General features: G+C 49.8%; 18 protein-coding genes. 14 read left to right on the top strand and 4 right to left on the bottom strand.

The annotated features are described in order from the left end of the window. Positions 1-130 precede the first annotated feature (130 nt). The 5 genes from panB (at position 131) to IPP66_00945 (ending at position 5,167) form a co-directional block, all read left to right on the top strand. On the top strand, positions 131-1,012 hold the full coding sequence (gene panB, locus IPP66_00925) for a 3-methyl-2-oxobutanoate hydroxymethyltransferase (GenBank protein MBK9923828.1): 882 nt from the start codon (positions 131-133) through the stop codon (positions 1,010-1,012). Positions 1,013-1,085: 73 nt separating this feature from the next. Further along, positions 1,086-1,991 carry a 2-dehydropantoate 2-reductase gene (locus IPP66_00930; GenBank protein ID MBK9923829.1) on the top strand — a complete coding sequence of 302 codons (906 nt, stop codon included), beginning with the start codon at positions 1,086-1,088 and terminating at the stop codon, positions 1,989-1,991. Positions 1,992-2,084: 93 nt separating this feature from the next. After that, positions 2,085-2,972: a zinc ribbon domain-containing protein gene (locus IPP66_00935; GenBank protein MBK9923830.1), complete on the top strand. Its 888-nt coding sequence runs from the start codon at positions 2,085-2,087 to the stop codon at positions 2,970-2,972. A 39-nt stretch (positions 2,973-3,011) separates the two neighbouring features. After that, positions 3,012-4,523, top strand: coding sequence for a sensor histidine kinase (locus tag IPP66_00940; protein ID MBK9923831.1), 1,512 nt, complete (start codon positions 3,012-3,014; stop codon positions 4,521-4,523). Next, positions 4,520-5,167, top strand: a complete 648-nt coding sequence (locus IPP66_00945; GenBank protein ID MBK9923832.1) for a response regulator transcription factor — start codon at positions 4,520-4,522, stop codon at positions 5,165-5,167. The genes IPP66_00940 and IPP66_00945 overlap by 4 nt, the downstream gene beginning before the upstream one ends. A gap of 91 nt (positions 5,168-5,258) precedes the next feature. On the opposite strand, the gene IPP66_00950 is transcribed toward IPP66_00945, so the two are convergent. Continuing rightward, a complete protein-coding gene (locus tag IPP66_00950; protein ID MBK9923833.1) occupies positions 5,259-7,481 on the bottom strand; it encodes a hypothetical protein in 2,223 nt (740 codons plus the stop codon). A gap of 521 nt (positions 7,482-8,002) precedes the next feature. On the opposite strand from IPP66_00950, the gene IPP66_00955 reads away from it, so the two are divergent. From IPP66_00955 to nrfD, 4 genes are read left to right on the top strand one after another with little or no spacing between them, the layout of a single operon-like run. Further along, positions 8,003-8,320, top strand: a complete 318-nt coding sequence (locus IPP66_00955) for a hypothetical protein (protein ID MBK9923834.1) — start codon at positions 8,003-8,005, stop codon at positions 8,318-8,320. 24 nt (positions 8,321-8,344) lie between these two features. After that, positions 8,345-9,349 carry a hypothetical protein gene (locus IPP66_00960; protein ID MBK9923835.1) on the top strand — a complete coding sequence of 335 codons (1,005 nt, stop codon included), beginning with the start codon at positions 8,345-8,347 and terminating at the stop codon, positions 9,347-9,349. After that, entirely contained in the window at positions 9,342-10,115 is a 774-nt protein-coding gene (locus IPP66_00965) for a 4Fe-4S dicluster domain-containing protein (GenBank protein MBK9923836.1), read from the top strand. The genes IPP66_00960 and IPP66_00965 overlap by 8 nt, the downstream gene beginning before the upstream one ends. Positions 10,116-10,117: 2 nt before the next feature. Next, complete coding sequence (nrfD, locus tag IPP66_00970) at positions 10,118-11,371, top strand: polysulfide reductase NrfD (GenBank protein ID MBK9923837.1); 1,254 nt, start codon at positions 10,118-10,120, stop codon at positions 11,369-11,371. 73 nt (positions 11,372-11,444) lie between these two features. Here nrfD and IPP66_00975 read toward each other — a convergent pair whose 3' ends face one another. The 3 genes from IPP66_00975 to IPP66_00985 all read right to left on the bottom strand — a co-directional run bounded on the left by IPP66_00975 (position 11,445) and on the right by IPP66_00985 (position 14,446). Further along, a complete protein-coding gene (locus tag IPP66_00975; GenBank protein MBK9923838.1) occupies positions 11,445-12,611 on the bottom strand; it encodes a cytochrome b/b6 domain-containing protein in 1,167 nt (388 codons plus the stop codon). Next, a complete protein-coding gene (locus IPP66_00980) occupies positions 12,608-13,780 on the bottom strand; it encodes an ammonia-forming cytochrome c nitrite reductase subunit c552 (protein ID MBK9923839.1) in 1,173 nt (390 codons plus the stop codon). Before IPP66_00980 ends, IPP66_00975 begins: the two co-directional genes overlap by 4 nt. Before the next feature lie 153 nt (positions 13,781-13,933). Continuing rightward, positions 13,934-14,446 (bottom strand): hypothetical protein, encoded by a 513-nt coding sequence (locus IPP66_00985; protein ID MBK9923840.1) that lies wholly within the window; start codon positions 14,444-14,446, stop codon positions 13,934-13,936. A gap of 224 nt (positions 14,447-14,670) precedes the next feature. On the opposite strand from IPP66_00985, the gene IPP66_00990 reads away from it, so the two are divergent. From IPP66_00990 to IPP66_01010, 5 genes are all read left to right on the top strand, one after another. Continuing rightward, positions 14,671-15,444 (top strand): hypothetical protein, encoded by a 774-nt coding sequence (locus IPP66_00990; protein MBK9923841.1) that lies wholly within the window; start codon positions 14,671-14,673, stop codon positions 15,442-15,444. Positions 15,445-15,534: 90 nt separating this feature from the next. Continuing rightward, complete coding sequence (locus tag IPP66_00995; protein MBK9923842.1) at positions 15,535-16,692, top strand: thiolase domain-containing protein; 1,158 nt, start codon at positions 15,535-15,537, stop codon at positions 16,690-16,692. A gap of 113 nt (positions 16,693-16,805) precedes the next feature. Next, entirely contained in the window at positions 16,806-17,195 is a 390-nt protein-coding gene (locus IPP66_01000; GenBank protein MBK9923843.1) for a PilZ domain-containing protein, read from the top strand. A gap of 112 nt (positions 17,196-17,307) precedes the next feature. Continuing rightward, positions 17,308-17,970: a 1-acyl-sn-glycerol-3-phosphate acyltransferase gene (locus IPP66_01005; protein ID MBK9923844.1), complete on the top strand. Its 663-nt coding sequence runs from the start codon at positions 17,308-17,310 to the stop codon at positions 17,968-17,970. After that, the gene (locus IPP66_01010) at positions 17,967-18,623 is read left to right on the top strand and encodes a 1-acyl-sn-glycerol-3-phosphate acyltransferase (GenBank protein MBK9923845.1); all 657 of its coding nucleotides are present in this window, start codon (positions 17,967-17,969) and stop codon (positions 18,621-18,623) included. Before IPP66_01005 ends, IPP66_01010 begins: the two co-directional genes overlap by 4 nt. Positions 18,624-18,657 lie beyond the last annotated feature (34 nt).

Raw genomic sequence — 18,657 nt, forward strand, 5'->3', positions numbered from 1 at the left:
TAATCAATGCTACCGAGTGTATCTATACATAGAACACTACGGTAATCAATTTCAAAGCCTGTCCAAGTCGCAGCTACCAAGGGGACGACTGCAACAATAAAACGGCTCCTACCTTTTATCGGAGGATACCATGTCTACACCTGCTCCCATTTCCACTGCGCCTTCTGCGCGCAAAAAAGTAACCACGCTCACCTATCGTCAAAAGAAGGAACGCGGCGAGATGATCACGATGCTGACCGCCTACGACTATCCTTCGGCTATGGCGATGGATAGGGCTGGCGTTGATTCCATTCTTGTCGGCGATTCGTTGGCGATGGTGGTTCTCGGCTACGAGAACACACTTCCCATCACCATGGAGGAAATGCTCCATCATGCGCGTGCGGTGGCACGTGGTGCAAAGAGCGCCCTTCTTGTCGGTGACATGCCGTTCATGTCGTATCAAGTCTCAGTAGAAGAGGCCGTCCGCAATGCGGGGCGTTTTCTTGCCCAAGGCGGCATGGACGCTGTCAAACTCGAAGGCGGACGCGAACGTGCGGATACGATCCGTGCTATTGTGAGTGCGGGCATCCCTGTAATGGGACACATCGGTCTGACGCCGCAATCCATCAATCAGCTTGGAGGGTTCCGTGCACAAGGGAAAACGGCTGTTGCCGCGAAACGCCTGATCGAGGATGCATTGATCCTTGAAGAAGCAGGATGTTTCAGCATTGTGCTCGAGGCTGTACCTGCACGGTTGGCAGAGTTGATCTCAAAGAAACTATCCATTCCCACAATTGGCATCGGCGCTGGCAATGGATGTGACGGTCAGGTTTTGGTAACACATGACGTGCTTGGGTTATTCGACCGCTTCACGCCCAAGTTCGTCAAACAATATGCAGACTTCCATCGCGAGATGCAAAAGGCTTTCGCTGATTACATCGAAGATGTAGAGACCAAGCGCTTCCCTGGGCCAGAACATTCGATTGAGATGGCGAATGAAGAATGGGAAGAATTGATGAAGGAAATTAATTAATCAGGAGGGTGCGTCGCACCAAACGGGTGGATAAATCTTATCGATTAAGGTGCGACGCACTCCGGTAATTCATATGAACATACTCATCCTCGGCACGGGGGCGCTTGCCACTCTCTTTGCCGCGCGGTTGACCGAGGCCGGGCATACCATCACAATGCTCGGCACATGGAGGGATGGCATTCACGCGTTGCAACAAAATGGTGTACGACTTGTCGATTCTCAAGGAAATGAAAAACAGTACCCCATCCATGCGACGGATGATCCACGTGAATGTGCGGGGACAAAGTATGCCATTGTGTTGGTGAAGGCCTGGCAAACGGAACGCGTCGCTTCTCAACTTCAAACCTGCCTCGCCGACAATGGACTTGTCCTCACCCTCCAAAACGGACTCGGCAATCGCGAAACACTCATGGAAAGTTTAGGGGCAAAGCGTGTTGCATTAGGCAGTACCACTACGGGAGCTACATTACTTGGTCCGGGGTTGGTAAAGGCCGGGGGCGAGGGAATCATTTCATTGGAACAGAATCAGGCTCTCGGTCCGCTTGAGGCGGCTCTTCGATCCGCAAATTTCAACGTGCAAGTCATTGAGAATGTACAGTCTTTAGTTTGGGGGAAGTTGGTCGTCAACGCGGCGATCAATCCATTGACGGCTTTGTTACGGGTGAAGAATGGTGAGTTGTTGGAACGTCCATTTGCACGAGAAATGATGGGAGGCTTGGCACGCGAGGCCGCACAAGTCGCTCAGGCAGAAGGAATCGAATTGCCCTTTGATGATCCTGTTGCGGCAGTGGAGGACGTGGCGCGTAAAACTGCGGAGAACACATCGTCCATGTTGCAGGATATATTGCGTGGCGCCCCTACCGAAATCGATGCGATCTGCGGCGCGGTGGTAAGGACTGCGGAGAAACATAAGATCGACACACCGCTCAATCGGGTTTGCTGGCATTTAGTGAAGGGATTGAGCCCCATTAGGGGGTGACATTCTTCCACAAAGTTGGGGCAATTTGTTGTATTCATCCACAATCGCGGCATGGTAAGATACTCGTATAGTTTACAGGTTTGGAGGTTTTGAATGCGCAAGTGGTTCATTCTGCTGATCGCTTTTATATTGCTTGTTCCTACACCCGTGCGGGCGCAGGATTCAACGACTTTAAAATCATTGAAAGTGGAATTATGGTCTGAGTATGACCAATCCAGCATGTTGGTGATCCATGAATTCGAAGTGACTGATACTACGCCGGTGCCGATCACTCTTGACCTCCCAGTGCCCGATGGAGCGAACATCACAGCCGTGGCGTATGAATCGGGCGGCCAATTGCTTTTGGCGAACTATCAGAACAAACCTGTCAAAGATGGAGCGGGGCAAGCCATCACCTTATTCATTACCGAACGCACAAAATATCGCGTTGAATATTATCTGCCGCTCGAACGCAGTGGAAACAAACGAACATTTGCCTATCAATGGACAGGCGCCTATGCCGTTGATGATTTCAACGTCGCTGTGCGTGTGCCACAAGACAGCATAGATGTAAAAGCATCTCCTGTGATCCCGTTCATTCAAGATGAGCCTTTCTTGAGTGGTGGCGCAAAGGTCAGCGGATTACAACAAGGACAAACCTACAAGCTCAAACTGGAATACTCTCGCACAAGCGAAGCCAGCGTTGCAACTCAAGCCTCTTCGCAAGTGGAGCCGGTCGCACCGGTCGACGAAAACACAGATGGTCGTTCCACCCTCAACAACCTGCCTCTCCTGTTGGGCGGTTTCGGTGCGGCGCTAATCCTGATCGCGTTGGCCCTCTTCCTGCGAGGGCAATCTTCCACTCGAACAATCAAGCATCGCAAACGCAGTATTCAGGCACATGAATCTGAAACACAAGTCTACTGCCATGAATGCGGCGCACGTGCCCACGAACATGACCGGTTTTGCCGCACGTGCGGGAGCAAGTTGAGAGTCAGTTAAACCGAACCAACTCAAAGGACGGGTGAGGCGAAACTTCGAATGAATATACCTTTGATCGTCCTGGTCTACTTTGCTTACGGCCTTGCATTCTTCAGCATGGGTCTATTGGTTGCATTGGAAGGCGGCCGGTCCTCTGACATCCGCTTACGCAAAGCGCTCAGGCCGTTGGCTGGCTTCGGCATTGTGCATGCCCTGCACGAATGGCTTGAGATGTTCAGCCTCATGGGGCACGTAAGCCTGCAACCGTTAGTAGAAGGCGTCAAACTTTCCATTCTGGCCTTCTCCTTTATCTCACTCGCTGCGTTCGGCAGTTTCCTTCTCGCAAAAACTGAAGTCTCTCGCCGCCTGATCCTGCTCATCCCGATCGGTCTCGAGGCCATCTGGGTGTTCGGTCTCTATAGCTTTCGTGGACAATACACCGGCGAGACTCTCTGGCAAATTGCTGACGTGTGGACACGCTACACACTCGCCATCCCCTCTGCGCTTCTAACTTCCATTGGGCTGATCATACAACAACGAGCTTTTCGCCGCTCTGGCCTGATCCGCTTTGGGCAGGATGCCCTATGGGCCGCCGTGGCCTTCGGGTGGTATGGATTGCTCGGCCAATTGTTCACACGCCAAACGCCCATCCCCCCCTCCACATTCTTGAATGAGCAATTATTTCTATCGTTGTTCGGCTTTTCCATTCAAATGTTCCGTGCCATCATGGCCGTCATCGCCTCTGTCTTTGTGATCCGCTTTTTGCACGCCTTTCAAGCAGAAACTGATGCCAAGATCGCTGAACTGCAAGAGGAACGCTTGCAAGAAGCCCAGCAACGCGAAACCATGCGCGGGGAACTCTTCCGCAGTGTGGTTGCCGCACAAGAATCGGAACGTCAACGCATTGCACGTGATCTACACGATGAAACCGGACAATCTCTCACAGCCTTAGGCATGGGTTTACGCGGCCTTTCCGGTAAATTGAACCGTAATAAAGACGCGCTTGATACACTGCACAAACTCGAAACAATGACAAATGATTCCCTTCGGGAATTAGGGCGTCTCATCTCAGACCTGCGCCCCTCTCACCTCGATGATCTCGGCCTGCCTGCCGCCATACGCTGGTATGCCAACCGCATACAAGAAGACTCGTCCCTTACCATTCGCGTGGATATTATTGGAGAGGAACATGAACTGGCCGAAGCCATGAAGATCACGATCTTCCGTATCATTCAGGAGTGCATGAACAACATCATCAAGCACTCCAAAGCTACGAATGTGAATATCCGCCTGCAATATCTTGAAAAGAGTGTCCGCATTAACGTGCAAGATAATGGGCTTGGATTCAATTTGAATGCTGTGAATGTGGAGCCAAGCCGCCGACAATCGCTTGGGCTGGCTGGCATGCAAGAACGCGCCGCACTCCTCGGTGGAAGTGTGGTCATTCAATCGAAACCAGGCTACGGTACAGAGGTTGAGGCGTTGATCCCATGCCAAGATCCTGATTATTTGGTAAAAGAGACCACAAACAGAAAAAGCGAATTGTCTGACTCCGAAAGAGGTGAAAGATGAACACTGTCACAAAGCTCTTACTGGTAGATGATCATGCAGTTGTCCGTTCGGGTTTGAAAATGTTGTTGGAAAATGAGCAGGACGTCCAGATCGTAGGCGAGGCAGATAGCGCAATGAGTGCCCTGCAACAAGCTCAAAACCTTAAACCAAATGTGATCCTCATGGATATTGGTTTACCGGATATGTCTGGTATCGAGACAACTCGCGAGATCAAAAAGCGCATGCCTGAAGTAGCCATCGTTGCACTCACGATCCACGAGGATGAAGAATATTTTTTTCAGATGTTGGATGCTGGGGCTTCGGGGTACGTCCCTAAACGTGCCGCTCCTGAGGAACTTCTCACGGCCATCCGCGCCGCAGCAAACGGACAAGTGTATCTGTATCCATCGCTCGCGAAGTTGCTAGTACGCGACTACCTGAGTGGAGGGCGTCCCGAACAAACCACATCCGAGTTGACCGACCGTGAGCAGGAAGTACTCACCTACTTGGCAGAAGGCGCGAACAATGAGGAGATTGCAACGGCGCTTGTCATCAGCCCCAAAACCGTGGCGCGCCACCGTGAGAACATCATGCGCAAGTTGAACTTGCATTCCCGTGCTGACCTTGTCCGCTATGCCATTCGCAAAGGGATCATCAAGGCATAGTAGCAACGACTGAAGTCAGCACTACTATTTTAAAAAAGAAACGGCGGGCGCAATGCGCCCGCCGTCATTTTCCACTGGTTCTATGGAACCTTTATGGCCGTGCCAGCTTGCTCACGTCGCCACCCATCATCTCAATCGAGTCGATCAAGATCTGGGCAACATATTTCGGGTTGTGAACAAACGCGCCGGGGTCTTTCGTGGCGTACTGATAGTTGAAGGCAGCTTTCAAAAGATTCGGTGACCAGGTGCTATAACGTACATTCGCGCCTTTATCATCCTGATCGATCTTGCCGTCACGGTTTTGGTCCGCAAAGAAGTAGGGGTAGGCACTGGGATTGTAAACAATACCATCGAGCTTCTTCGCTTTGGTGTAGGCGTTCATCTGAGTAGCTAAGATCTCGCGCAAACCTGCGAGTTCTTCAGAGACACCTTCAGTAACATTGCCATCACCATCGTAATCACCAGCACTCATACGGATGGTTTCAGGTTCTTTGCCAGCCTCAGCATGACACTTCTGGCATTCTTCGAGCTTGGGTTCCAGCGCATGGACGTTGTGACAGTCGGCGCACTTGTTAACCGGGTGCGTGGACATACCGACGTACGTCTTACCATCGAATTCATACGCGCCCTGAGCTTCGGTACCAAAGATGGTCACGCCAGCCGGGAAGTAGTGGATGTTCTTGAAGCCGAGGAAGGTCTTCTTGCCATCTTTTTCCAACGGAGCAGGGACTGCATCCATATCGGTCGGGTTGAAGGAAGCAATGGTCTTATCCACGCTCGCCTTGGATTCACGGCCTTGATGACAATTGATACACAAGTTGGAGCCATCGCCATCACCAAAGGTGACAACTTTACCGGAAGGCATGGTTACTTCCTTCACTGCATAGCGATTGGGCCAATTGGCTTCATCGTGACAGGTGGAGCAAAGCAAACCGTTACCAGCAGGCTGTTCGCCAACTTCTTCGGGGGTCTTGCCAGCCAGTAGCATCGGCAAAGCGGTGGCACTGTGGCACTTCACACAACCGGCTTCCACAGTAAAGGCGGGTTTTCCACCTTCAACAGCGGCATCCCAATGGCGCCAAGCTTCGGCAGAGCCGTCAAAGTGACCGGCGTCTGTGCGGGTGAGCGTGGCAACATCGAACTTGGTGGTGAGTTTTTCACTGGAGTTGATGTCTTCGATGGAGTCAAAGAGCAACTCAATGATGTACTTGCCACCGTGAGCGAATGCACCGGGGTCCTTGATGGAGGTCTGGTAGTTATAGGCGGCCTTGAGCAGACGAGGTGTCCAACTCGGATAGGCCTTGCCATCAGCACCCATGAAGTACGGGTAAGTAGCGGGATCATATTTGATCTCAGCGCCGCCAACTTCCTTGGCATAGTTCTGGATGGATGACAACAGAATTTCTTGAAGGCCTTGAATTTCAAACGCAACACCCTCTTCCACATTGCCGTCACCATCATAGTCGCTGGCAGAGGAGGGTTCACGGATATTCTTCAAACCTTCCACATCAACAGCTTCTTCGCCGTGACAGATCTGGCATTTATCAAGTTGCAGTTCGAGGCTGTGCTGGTTGTGACAACCAACGCAGGAATCAGCCATCTCAACATGTGAGTGTTTGGCATCATATGTCTTGCCATCGTACTGATACCCACCACCCACCTCGGAGCCATATAACGTGGCGGCCGCGGCGAAGTAATGGATATTGCTAAAGCCCAACTTGACTTCGTTACCTTTGTCGTCCTTGTAAGGTGCGGGCACAGCATCGGGGTCGAGGTTCTCACCAAAACCAGCCAGCTTCTTATCAACGCTGACCTTGGACTCACGGCCTTGATGGCAGTTCATACAAACTGCAGAAGGACCAGCCTTCTCAGCAGAAACAACTGCACCGGAGGGGAAGACCACTTCGGTCTGGGCTTTGACGGCGTCATTATGGCAGGTTTCGCAGGTGAAGGGCGCGCCGGGTGCAGCAACAGCCGCATCGACTTTACCATCAGCAAGGAAATCTTTGAAACCGGCTTCACTGTGGCACTTGGCACAGCTTGCAGGAATTTCAGCCGGGGTCTCGGCATCCCAATGCTTGAACGGTTCGCTATCACCATTCGCATGAGCGGAACCTGCGAACAGATCAGTATTCACTTGAGCAGGATCTGGAGTTGGTGTAGGAGGAACTTCCGTGGGCTCGGAAGTTGCAGTGGGGGCAACCACTTCTTCGGTGGGCGCAGCGGTTGGTTCGGGCTTACCACCGCAGGCTGTAATGAGTACAGCCGCAACAATCAACACCCCCAGAAGCACTAAAATCTTTTTGATTGACATTTACATTTCTCCTTTCGTGGTTTTCTTACACAAGATGCTTAAGTAGGTATTCTTCTAATAGCACCTCCTGACAATATTAATTGGGGCAATTGTACCTTTTAATCTCCCATTTATTTTAATCTTAAGCTAATTATGCAATAAGAACGGATGTCATACCCTATTCGGATGAATGTAACCGATTTTACACGACTTGTAGCATTAATTCGAGTAGGGCAAACACCCCACAAACAAGCATTAAGCAGAATCAGGCATGGGGTGAGAGTAGGTATCTGACCCACGATTCAGACTTACGGGTGGGTTGAATCGCCGGCTCAAAGATTGGGAGTCTGCCGAATATCTTTTCTTATCAATTTCTCATACACTAAGAGCAGATGTAAGAAAGGAGTCCAAAATGAACGCGATCGCTATCACCGTTATCTTCCTGCTTCGGGTTGTTATCCCCTTCGGAATCCTGCTCTCTGTAGGTGAATGGATACGCCGACGAGAAGCAAATTATTGGTCTCGTAATGTGAGGTGAAACTATGGAAAATATTTTTTCTTTTCTCATGATACTTGCAGGTCTTGCGCTTCGATTGGCCATACCGATCGCATTGACCGCTGTTTTGATCCTGTTCCTGCGCAAGCTGGATGCACGCTGGCAATCAGAGGTGGAACTCCCGGTGTTGGTGGAGAAACCTCGGTGCTGGGAAATCAAAGGTTGTTCACCCGAACAACAAAGTAACTGTGTTGCCGGTCAATCGCAACTGCCATGCTGGCAAACATACCGTCTGCCCAACGGTTATTTGCGGGAAGAATGTCTCTCCTGCGAAGTGTTCCGCAAGGCTCCTGTGCCTGCATAAGTATTTTCAAGGAGAATGATTACGATGATCAAATCAGTCGAAAGACTTTTGATAGCCCTGATGTTTGCCCTGCTTGCCGCAGGCGTTACGCTTGTTGTAGTTAGTGCGCAAGATGGTGGTGAGACACCGACTCCTACGGCAAACGCCATAACGTATGATAGTTGCACCAACTGTCATAAAGACACACAAGAAACATGGCAAAACGGTCCGCATGGACACGCGACAAGTGATCCGATTTTCCTGGAAGATTGGAATGCCCAGGGAAAGCCGGGTGCTTGTTTGGTTTGCCATTCAACCGATTACGATCCCGCAACCGGCACATCACAATCTGAGGGAGTTAACTGCGCGGCGTGTCACAGCCCAATTCCGTCCAATCATCCAAAAGACAATATGCCTGTGAACTCATCGCCGGATCTGTGTGGGAAGTGCCACAGTGATCCTCGCTTTTCCACAGACAATTGGAAGCTAAGCGTACATTACCAACGCGGTATGGAGTGCACGGTTTGTCATGACCCGCATGCGGCAGGGATGAAAACAGTTGCAGGTACAACATCCGTTACCAACGGAGATGCATCAGCACTGTGCGAGAATTGCCATAAAGACGCGATGAAGAACTTCCCCACCTCCAAACATGCCGAGTCGGGTGTCACTTGTGTCAACTGTCATCTTGGGTTCAATGTGGGTGAAGATACAGGTAAAACGGACTTTGCTACCACTCACAAATCTCCGGATCACAGTTTCTTGCCGTCTTTAGATACATGCAATAAATGTCATGCCAATCAAATGCATGCGCCTGGTCAGGCTGTTGCGGCGGCCGCTATAAAAGCAGAAGAAGTTGGCGGAACTCCCACTCCTGCGCCATCCCCTGTTGTTTCACCTGTTCCGCCGGTCAGTAATGAACCTGCCCCAGTCAGCCCACTTGGGTTTGCTAGTATGGCAGGTGTACTTGGTTTAGCCGCGGGCATGGTTCTTGCCCCATGGCTGGAACGAGCATATCGTCGCCTTTCAAAGGGAGCCAACAATGAGTGATAAAACATTATCCCGACGTGACTTGCTAAAAGTTGCCGGTGCAACTGCGGCAACCGCCATCGGTTTGCGGGTCGTCAAAAAAGCTAACGCATCAGAAGCAGTTTCCAACGAGAATGGTCGCAAATGGGCCATGATCATTGACCAGAATGTATGTACAGGGTGTGGATATTGTGTACTGGCTTGTCGTGCACATAATGATGTCTCGCCGGACATCACGTGGAATCCCATTCTTGAGGCAGAGCCCATCGGCGATACGAAAGTATATCTGCCGCGTCCGTGTATGCAATGTGAAGATGCTCCATGTGTGGAAGTGTGCCCTGTGAAAGCATCCTACTACCGCCCCGATGGCATTGTGATGATGGATTACGATCGTTGTATCGGTTGCCGATATTGCCAAGTGGCATGCCCGTATGGCGCACGTTCCTTCAACTGGGATGCATTCACTGGTGCAAACCCGGCCGTCCCCGAATGGGGTGAACCTGAAGTGGATCGCCGTCCGCGTGGTGTGCCGGAGAAATGTTCGTTCTGTTACCAGCGCATTGATCGTGGTTTGGAGCTTGGCCTCACACCAGGCGTGGATAATGATGCAACCCCAGCTTGTGTAGTTGCCTGCCCCACCGGAACACGCATGTTCGGCGATGTGAACGATCCCGAGTCTAACGTCAGCAAGGCATTACACGAACAGTACACGTATCGTTTGCGCGAAGATTTGGGGACAGAACCACGCGTCTACTACATACCAGCTGTCCCGAAGAAGGAGGCGTAACCATGTTGAAGAAATTACGCGAGAAACTTGTCATCACTCCCTGGACGATATGGCTCGGCGTTATGGGCGTCATCTTATTCAGCGGACTGGTTGCGGGCATCCTGGTTTTCTGGAAAGGTTTGGTTATTACCAACCTGAGTGATCTTGTGCCGTGGGGCTTATGGATCACGATTGATCTTTCATCCATTGCATTGGGCGCAGGCGCATTCAGTTTGTGCGCAGGTGTGTATCTCTTCGGCTTGAAGCGCTACCAACCCATCGCTCGCACAGCGACATTTGTTGGGCTCATCGGCTATACCATGGCAACCTTGGCGCTTATCCTTGATATCGGCAAGCCAGAGCGCTTTTGGCATTCGATGGTCTATTGGAATGTACATTCCCTTTTGTGGGAAGTGACAATGTGCGTGATCCTGTATCTCACCGTGTTGATGCTCGAAGCGATGCCTATCATTGCCAATCTTGAATGGCTGAGAAAACGTTTCCCGAAGGTCGCAAACATGATGAGCGGGGTTCATCACTATGCACCGATCCTCGCGATCATCGGTCTGGGACTTTCCAGCTTGCATCAGTCATCGCTTGGTGCAACCTATGGCGTGATCAAAGCGCGTCCGTTTTGGTTCAAACCGGAGATGTCTGTGTTATTCATGTTCTCAGCCATCGTCGGTGGTATTTCGCTGACACTATTCGCATCCATGCTTTCGTCACTGTTGACCAAGAAAGCAAGGATCAATGATGCGCTGATCGAACGAGTCGCTCATTTCGTCGGTTACCTGCTCATCGGTTACTTCTACTTCCGCGCGTGGGATGTGTTAGCACAAACTTACACATATGATCCGGGACGTAGCGAAGGCCTGCGCTTTTTGACACAGGGCCCAATGTCTTTCAATTTCTGGATCGGTGAGATGTTGCTAGGCATGCTCGTGCCCATGATCCTATTGTTATACAGACCCACCCGCATGAATCCCTTCTGGCGTATGATTGCGTTATTGTTGGTGGCTGGAGGTGTAGTTGCCTTCCGCTGGGATACGAATATCACAGGCCAATTGGTTCTCATGTCTTACGTCCCTGGTGCGGCTGTGACTTACACAACCTATACCCCATCACTCGTTGAAATATTGACAGGTTCCGCGATCATCGCCTATGGTCTGACAGCCTTCTCACTCGGTGTGAAATATTTGAGAGTTGTAGATCATACGTTGGTCGAGGAAGAGCATGAAACTGTCCGTGTAAAAGCGACCGAACCTGTGAGAGCATAAGCAAAGAATATATAAGATAATCAAAACGCGCCCGTTTGGGCGCGTTTTGATTATCTCCTAACATATTTCAAATTTACTTTTCAAGCGCTCCCGCGTTAATCCATTCAATAATCTGAGCGATCTCTTCGGGAGTCAATTGGCCGGGGTGACCGCCTGCCTGTTGCTTCTTGATGAGCAGGCTGTTCTCGACATCACCTGCCACGATCACCGGACCCGATTTACCGCTTTTGATCGCATCAGCATAGGTGGAGAGGTTCAATCCGGCCATTGCACCAGCACCATGACAGGATGTGCATTTCGCTGTAAAGATTGCGCTGACAGCGTTATCCCAAGTTGGGGATGATGTACCAGCTATCGTTGAAGGTTGAGTCGGCACGGGAGTGGGCGTCTGAGGAACATACACTTCGACAGTTGGGACCTGTCGTTCGGTTGTAGTGATCGCAGTGTTCTCCGCAGTGACAAATCTATATATGCCGCCGATCAGGAGAAGGGCGATCACTGCGGCGATCGGCAAATAGATATTCTGCCGTTTGCGAAGCGTGACAGGATCAACAGGACGATTGGCAATACCAGCTTTGATATCGGCAAGTTCAAGCGGATGCTCGTGGAGCATATCTTCTTCACTCATCTGCCCCGTGAACATGGACTTGTTAAGGCGCTTAATGTGTACACCGTACATATGCCAGATAATAATGGCAAGGACGGCCAATACCGCCTCCCCACCATGTGCCGCTTTGGCAGCCGGGATAACTTCGCCCGGAAGAAATTTGACGGTGGAGATCGGGTTCCACATCATAAAGCCGGTAACAACCATTACAGCGGTACCCCAAACAAAAGCCCAGTATTCCATCTTTTCTTCGAAGGTATAACGTCCCATTTGTGGGAAGGTCTTCGAGATACCGATGTTATAAAGGAAAACCTGCAAGGCATCCTTCGCATCTTGAAAACTCGGCAACATGCTCAAACGGGTCCGGCGGACATAAGCCATATACCCAAAGACAAGCAAATGCCAGATCGTGCCAAGCATCATCACAACGGCGGCAAAATGATGGATCGTGCGAAGGCTCTCGATACCGCCAAGCAAACTTACAAACGCAACAGAGATACCGGATGACGGGAATTTTTGAGGCAAGCCCGTGAGACCAAGCGTAGTAAACGAGAGCAACATGACCATATGCTCGATGCGGCGCGCAAGCGGGAAGCGCTCATAGAAGCGAGGTGTGGTAACTTTTTGGCTCATTTGTGTGAGTCTCCTTTGCCCTGCGCCTTGCGCACAATAAACCTGCGGTATACATCGCTCAACACAAATACGATCATGCCTCCCAATACGGCAGGTATGAAGAATTTATAGAACAGGTTGACATAGTAAACCAACGGAAATACTTCTGGGCTGGGTTCATAATGACTCAACCATGCATCCGTGAATGTATTGGTCGTGGCGTCAGGATGACACTGCTGACATTTGACGAGCAGGTTACTCTTGAAGGCAATGCCAGCATTGGGATCATCCACTTTAAGAATATCGTGGATGCCATGACAATCGGTACAAACAGGCTTGTTCGTAGGTTGATTAGGATCTACATCTTCGAACATTTTCACGGTTGTGCCATGGAAATCGGACACATAGGAATTCAACACATTTGTTGAAAGACCATATTTATCCATGATCGTACTGTCCGTATGACATTTGGCGCAAAGGAGCGGTGTGCTGTTACGGAATGTGTTGGTGGTTGGGTCTTGAATATCATGAACACCGTGACAATCGGTACAAGTGGGAACGTCTACATTGTTTTCCTGTGCCAATGCTTTTCCATGGACACTTTCAGCATAGGTGTCGTAGATCGTACTATGGCATTTGGCACAAGTTTGCGGAACAGCAATACGCGCATCTGGTAAAAGTTCACTGGTAGCCTTATCGGTGATGCGCGTCTGTGTATGAGGGTTATGGCAATCCGTACAAACGGCGGCATTGGTATTACCAGCCGCTAATGCGGTCTGATGGACACTATCCAACACCTTTTGGTTTTGCTCACTATGACATTGCTGACAAGTGGGATACAACTCCAAAGAGAAATCTCGCGTACTCTTGGCAGTCACTTCGGGATGAGGAAAACCCGTGATGTTCGTATGACAATCCACGCAGGCAACGGCTTCTGTACCATGCACAGAAGCTGAAAACAGATCTGCGTTGATCGTTAGCGAAAGAGCCTGATCGCCTATCTGGGTTGTCATGCCTTCCTGCTGATGGCAGGTTAAACAAGTATCGTTTGACGGCTTCTCACCCTGAGGTAATGGCGCAGCAGATACAGAGTTTGTGGGGTAGATTGTCATGGCAAGGAGAAGAAATACTCCCAAAACCAGAGCGATCATCCCATACTGTATTGTGCTAACCTTGATCCTTTTGATCATTGCACTCTCCTAAAACTAAACTAGATAATTTCGATTATATCAATCAAATGCGTCCCATTACAGGTCATGGGGTATTCACCCCAATTCTGAGTAGCAATGTCACCCCTCTACAGTGAAGAAAATCATAGGAATCCTGCGTATGTGGAAAAAAGGTCATTTCCGAGTAAACCAATACCGGATCTCACGTCCCAAAGGATAGAGCGGCAGAAGGTCAATACGATAGCCCTTCCCTGCATAATCCTGCATAAGTTTAGCGGCCTTCTTGAAAACATCTCTGTTGTATTCCAAAGACAGTGACATCAACTCAGCAATGGCAGGATGCGGGTAACTCCCCCTCACGCGATAATAAACACTGAACTCCAACTGCCAGGCATCGAGTTCACCATACACAGACAAGGCAGTGAAGAATCCCTGCCTTAAGTGACGCGCTTCATGGATGATCAATGTTTTGATGCGAAGATCATCAAGCGGAGTTTCATATGAATAATAATGGGAATTCAAGTGGATATTTCCGAACACAGTCCAAAACGCACCAACATTGGGGCGCACCAATTTGAACCCGACCTTCGCCCCTCGTGCCTGCAAAAACTCGACAGCAACGCGTCCCTCTTCACCGACATCTGCTACAGCATTCATCAGGCTTCCCAACCAGACGGAGTGTTCCATAAATATCTCCTCGTACCGAACTTCACATTAAATCTTTTGCAAGTATAAACGAATTAAGATAAAGATGAGAATAAATAGAACGTTTCAGCCATATATTACTTATATTTGGATAGTTTTTCAGTATGTGATTTGGTCATTTAGTACTGTTTCAATTATGCGAAGAGAAAACCGACAATAAGCTGGTTAGAATGAATAATGTAACTCAACCAAAGAAGGAGAAAAACATGTTCAAGATAAAAGTTTTCACAAGCTTGTTGCTCATCGCCACGGTCTTGTTTGCGCAAGTTGGGATTGCAGCCGCGGCCCCGCAAACACAGGATGCAACACCCATCACCGGAACCATCCAAAGCATCAACCTTGAAACTGATACGATTGGCGCAACATCCGTCCTTGTAACGATAGCAGATGAATCGGGAGAAACTCAAACCGTCCGCCTAAGCGTGGATACAGCCATTGGGCTTGGGTTGGTCGCTTTGGACCCCGTTACAAACGAACCCATTGCAGATACAACCCAATACGGTACATTAATTGAAATCGACCCAACAACGGTACTCCCAGATGAAGAACCTGTGGAAGAGTCCTATCACCCTCTCTCGAAGATCCTGGCTACATTCTTTGAAGAAGATGCCAGTGTGATCGATGAATATCATAATGGAGGTTTCGGATTTGGCCTCATTGCACAATCCCTTTGGATGTCACAAAATCTTGGTGGCGATGCGAGCCTCGCTGGACAAATCCTGGAAGCCAAGCAAAGTGGAGATTACAGTGCCCTCTTCCCTGAAGGCACCGAGAATATACCGACCAATTGGGGACAGTTCAAAAAAGAGGTATCAGAGAAAAAGAACAACCTTGGTGTCGTTGTTTCCAACCATGCGAACAATGACGATACTACCGAACAACCATCTCAACCAGAAAACGGTCACGGAAATGGGAATGGAAACCCAAACAAGAATAACCAGGGTAACGGTAACAATAACGGGAACGGCAAAAATAAATAGGTGACAAACAACAAAAAAGGAGCGGCAAAAGCCGCTCCTTTTTTGATAGTTACTGAGAGACATATCAGTTAAAATACGCTTTGAGACACTATGAGAAAAACAGCCATTTTAGGAATCGGTCAGATCAAAATTGACGAGCACTGGGAACTTTCCCTGCGCGAGATCGGCGGCAACGCCGCCTTTGCGGCCATGCAAGATGCAGGCATGAGCAAGGTGGATGCGCTCTTCGTCGGCAACATGCTTTCCTCCAACATCAGTGGGCAGAACCAGCTTGGGACTTTCTTTTCAGATTGGATCGGGCTCTGGGGACAGGAAGCTGTAAAAGTGGAGGCCGCGTGCGCTTCAGGTGCCGCGGCGCTTCGTGCTGGACTTATAGCTGTTGCCTCCGGCGATATCGACTCTGCGCTGGTAGTGGGTGTGGAAAAAATGACGGACAAAGCCGGTCGCGATGTGACATCTGCATTGGCGGCCGCATCAGATGCAGACTACGAATTGGAACAAGGGATTTCGTTCGTTGGTATCAACGCCTTGGTGATGCGAAGATACATCCACGAGTTTGGGTGGAAACATTCAGACTTCGCACCGTTCTCGGTCAATGCACATGCCAATGCCATGCACAACCCGTTTGCGCGGTTACATCAGAAGATCAATGCAGATCAATATGAAAAATCGAGCATGGTAGCTTCCCCGATCAACTTAATGGACGCTTCCCCCATCGGCGATGGCGCGGCCGCAGTGATCATTGTCCCTGCAGATAAAGTGGCGTCAGTGAAGGGAAGGCCGAGGGTTGTTGTAGCAGGCTCGGCATCGGCAACTGATTCGATTGCCGTCCATTCAAGAAAAGACCCCATGTTCCTCTCTGCCGCGTATGCCTCATCCAAAAGAGCATATGAGATGGCAGGCCTCACGAAAGATGATATTGATTTCTTCGAACTGCACGACGCATTCTCGATCATGGCGGCTTTGTCGCTGGAGGCATGTGGCTTTGCAGAGAGAGGTCAGGGCGTGCGCCTCGGTTTGGACAATGAGATCACCCCCAAGGGACGTTTGCCCATTTGCACGCGCGGAGGGTTGAAAGCACGTGGACACCCCGTGGGCGCGACAGGAGTATATCAAATCGTCGAGGCAACCCAACAATTACGCGGTGAATGTGGCGAAACGCAGGTAGATGGCGCAAAAATCGGCATGACACAAAATATTGGCGGCTCTGGCGCAACCATTCTCACGCATATTTTGAAAGCTGAGTAGCCGTACATACCTTCAAGGTACAAAAATTACAAAGACATTCTCATTCTGATGTACCATTGAGGCAAGTTCTGAAATCTTTTATACTGATTGGGCTGAAAGGAAGGAGTTTTTTCATGGCCAACAATAAGAGAAAAAAGGACAGACGAGATTTTACATATTACATGCAGGTCAAGGACGATTCGACCAAACAGATCATCGGCTATCTGTCAGACATCAGTACGGGTGGATTTAAACTCGATTGCCAGCAACAGATCCCTACCGGGAAGGATTTCCACTTACTGATCGACCTTACCGCCGAAGTCGCTGATAAGACTTCCATGACATTTATCGCGCGCAGTAAATGGTGTCACCCCGATCATATTGACCCCACTTCGTTCAACGTGGGGTTCGAGATCGTCAATATGGCTCCCGGCGATATGGTGATCTTCAACCGTATCTTTGAGAAGTATGGGGCTGAAACCGCAAAAAGAAAAGGTTCCGATTCTTATCTGTGGGGAAGATAATAAGAATGTGTTTATGTAAAACGGGCGACATCAAGATGTTGCCCGTTTCTTATCCGTAGACACCATAAAATACAAGAGACCAAAGTGCTTCGCTTGTTGTAAAATGGGCGGTATGAATTACAAAACACTACGCTCCATCGTCCGATTTATTATGAAGTTAATTGCCACGATTGAAGTGCATGGTATGGAAAAATTACCGGCTGGAAACGCGATCGTGGCGTCCAATCATTTGGGCAGACTTGATACTGCCGTGCTATTATGTGTGCTCGACCGTGAAGACATTATCATGGCCATCGCAGAAAAATACAAGAACCATCCATTCTTCGGCACGATCGGGCGTGCCGCCAATGCCATTTGGTTAAACCGCTTTGAAACAGATTTTTCTGCAATGCGCCAGATTCTTGAGCGAATGAAACAAGGCGGCTTATTCGTTATCGCACCCGAAGGGACAAGGTCCAAGACGGAGGCGCTTCAAGTGGGAAAGATGGGTGCGGTTTTCCTCGCAAGCAAAAGCGGATACCCGGTCCTGCCAGTGGCACTGACCGGGACAGAAGATCGCGGTGTGGTTGAAAATCTCAAACACTTCAGAAGGACAAAGATCGTGGTGCGCGGCGATGATCCTTTTTATGTTGACATTCCCAAAGGCACCGGGCGCGAAGAAGCGATGCAGAAAGCAACCGATGAGATCATGTGTCGTATCGGAGCAATGTTGCCTGAGAAGTATCGCGGAGTGTATGCAGAACATCCGCGCTTGAAAGAATTATTGCGTCCATGAAATATATTCTTCGTTGGTTGGTTCGTGTCGTTTTCAATCTAGCCGCGCACGTGGAAGTTACGGGATACGAACATCTTCCCAAAGATGGGAGTTTTGTCGTCGCCACAAATCATCTTGGCATTATAGATGCGCCGATGGCGTTCTATGCGCTCAATCGCTGGGACATGTTCGTAGTGATCGGTGAAAAATGGAACGAGGTCGCGTTCCTGCGCTGGCTCGGAAAGTACTTCAACTTTATTTATATTGACCGCTTCAACCCTGACATCAAAGCCCTTCGTAAAATCATAGACCTGATGAAAGAAGATAATATCCTTGTGATCGCCCCCGAGGGAACACGTAGCCGCGCGGGTTCATTGATCGAAGCGAAGCCGGGTGTCAGTTATCTGGCGACCAAATTGAACCGTCCCATTATCCCTGTCGCGCTGACAGGTACAGAAGACAAAGTGCTATTTGGGAATCTGAAACGTTTGAAGCGCACTCATGTGACCATCACCGCTGGCCCGGCATTCACCCTTCCCCCACTGCCCAAAGAAGGACGCGACGAAGCGTTGAAACAATATACAGATGAGATCATGTGCCACATTGCGGCAATCCTGCCCGAGAACTATCGCGGAGTATATGCAGAGCATCCGAGACTGAAAGAGTTGTTGTAATACCTGAACATCGTGAAAGCCAAAACGGGGGAAC

The organism is Candidatus Defluviilinea proxima (assembly GCA_016721115.1).
Taxonomy (GTDB): domain Bacteria; phylum Chloroflexota; class Anaerolineae; order Anaerolineales; family Villigracilaceae; genus Defluviilinea; species Defluviilinea proxima.

Bases quoted from the DNA above. Each gene is read 5' to 3' on its own strand.
- IPP66_00955 (MBK9923834.1), top strand. From the start codon at position 8,003: ATGGAAAATATTTTTTCTTTTCTCATGATACTTGCAGGTCTTGCGCTT.
- IPP66_00940 (MBK9923831.1), top strand. From the start codon at position 3,012: ATGAATATACCTTTGATCGTCCTGGTCTACTTTGCTTACGGCCTTGCA.
- IPP66_01005 (MBK9923844.1), top strand. From the start codon at position 17,308: ATGAATTACAAAACACTACGCTCCATCGTCCGATTTATTATGAAGTTA.
- IPP66_01000 (MBK9923843.1), top strand. From the start codon at position 16,806: ATGGCCAACAATAAGAGAAAAAAGGACAGACGAGATTTTACATATTAC.
- IPP66_00985 (MBK9923840.1), bottom strand. From the start codon at position 14,446: ATGGAACACTCCGTCTGGTTGGGAAGCCTGATGAATGCTGTAGCAGAT.
- IPP66_00935 (MBK9923830.1), top strand. From the start codon at position 2,085: ATGCGCAAGTGGTTCATTCTGCTGATCGCTTTTATATTGCTTGTTCCT.
- IPP66_00950 (MBK9923833.1), bottom strand. From the start codon at position 7,481: ATGTCAATCAAAAAGATTTTAGTGCTTCTGGGGGTGTTGATTGTTGCG.
- IPP66_00975 (MBK9923838.1), bottom strand. From the start codon at position 12,611: ATGAGCCAAAAAGTTACCACACCTCGCTTCTATGAGCGCTTCCCGCTT.
- IPP66_01010 (MBK9923845.1), top strand. From the start codon at position 17,967: ATGAAATATATTCTTCGTTGGTTGGTTCGTGTCGTTTTCAATCTAGCC.
- IPP66_00945 (MBK9923832.1), top strand. From the start codon at position 4,520: ATGAACACTGTCACAAAGCTCTTACTGGTAGATGATCATGCAGTTGTC.
- panB (MBK9923828.1), top strand. From the start codon at position 131: ATGTCTACACCTGCTCCCATTTCCACTGCGCCTTCTGCGCGCAAAAAA.
- IPP66_00990 (MBK9923841.1), top strand. From the start codon at position 14,671: ATGTTCAAGATAAAAGTTTTCACAAGCTTGTTGCTCATCGCCACGGTC.
- IPP66_00960 (MBK9923835.1), top strand. From the start codon at position 8,345: ATGATCAAATCAGTCGAAAGACTTTTGATAGCCCTGATGTTTGCCCTG.
- IPP66_00980 (MBK9923839.1), bottom strand. From the start codon at position 13,780: ATGATCAAAAGGATCAAGGTTAGCACAATACAGTATGGGATGATCGCT.
- nrfD (MBK9923837.1), top strand. From the start codon at position 10,118: ATGTTGAAGAAATTACGCGAGAAACTTGTCATCACTCCCTGGACGATA.
- IPP66_00930 (MBK9923829.1), top strand. From the start codon at position 1,086: ATGAACATACTCATCCTCGGCACGGGGGCGCTTGCCACTCTCTTTGCC.
- IPP66_00965 (MBK9923836.1), top strand. From the start codon at position 9,342: ATGAGTGATAAAACATTATCCCGACGTGACTTGCTAAAAGTTGCCGGT.
- IPP66_00995 (MBK9923842.1), top strand. From the start codon at position 15,535: ATGAGAAAAACAGCCATTTTAGGAATCGGTCAGATCAAAATTGACGAG.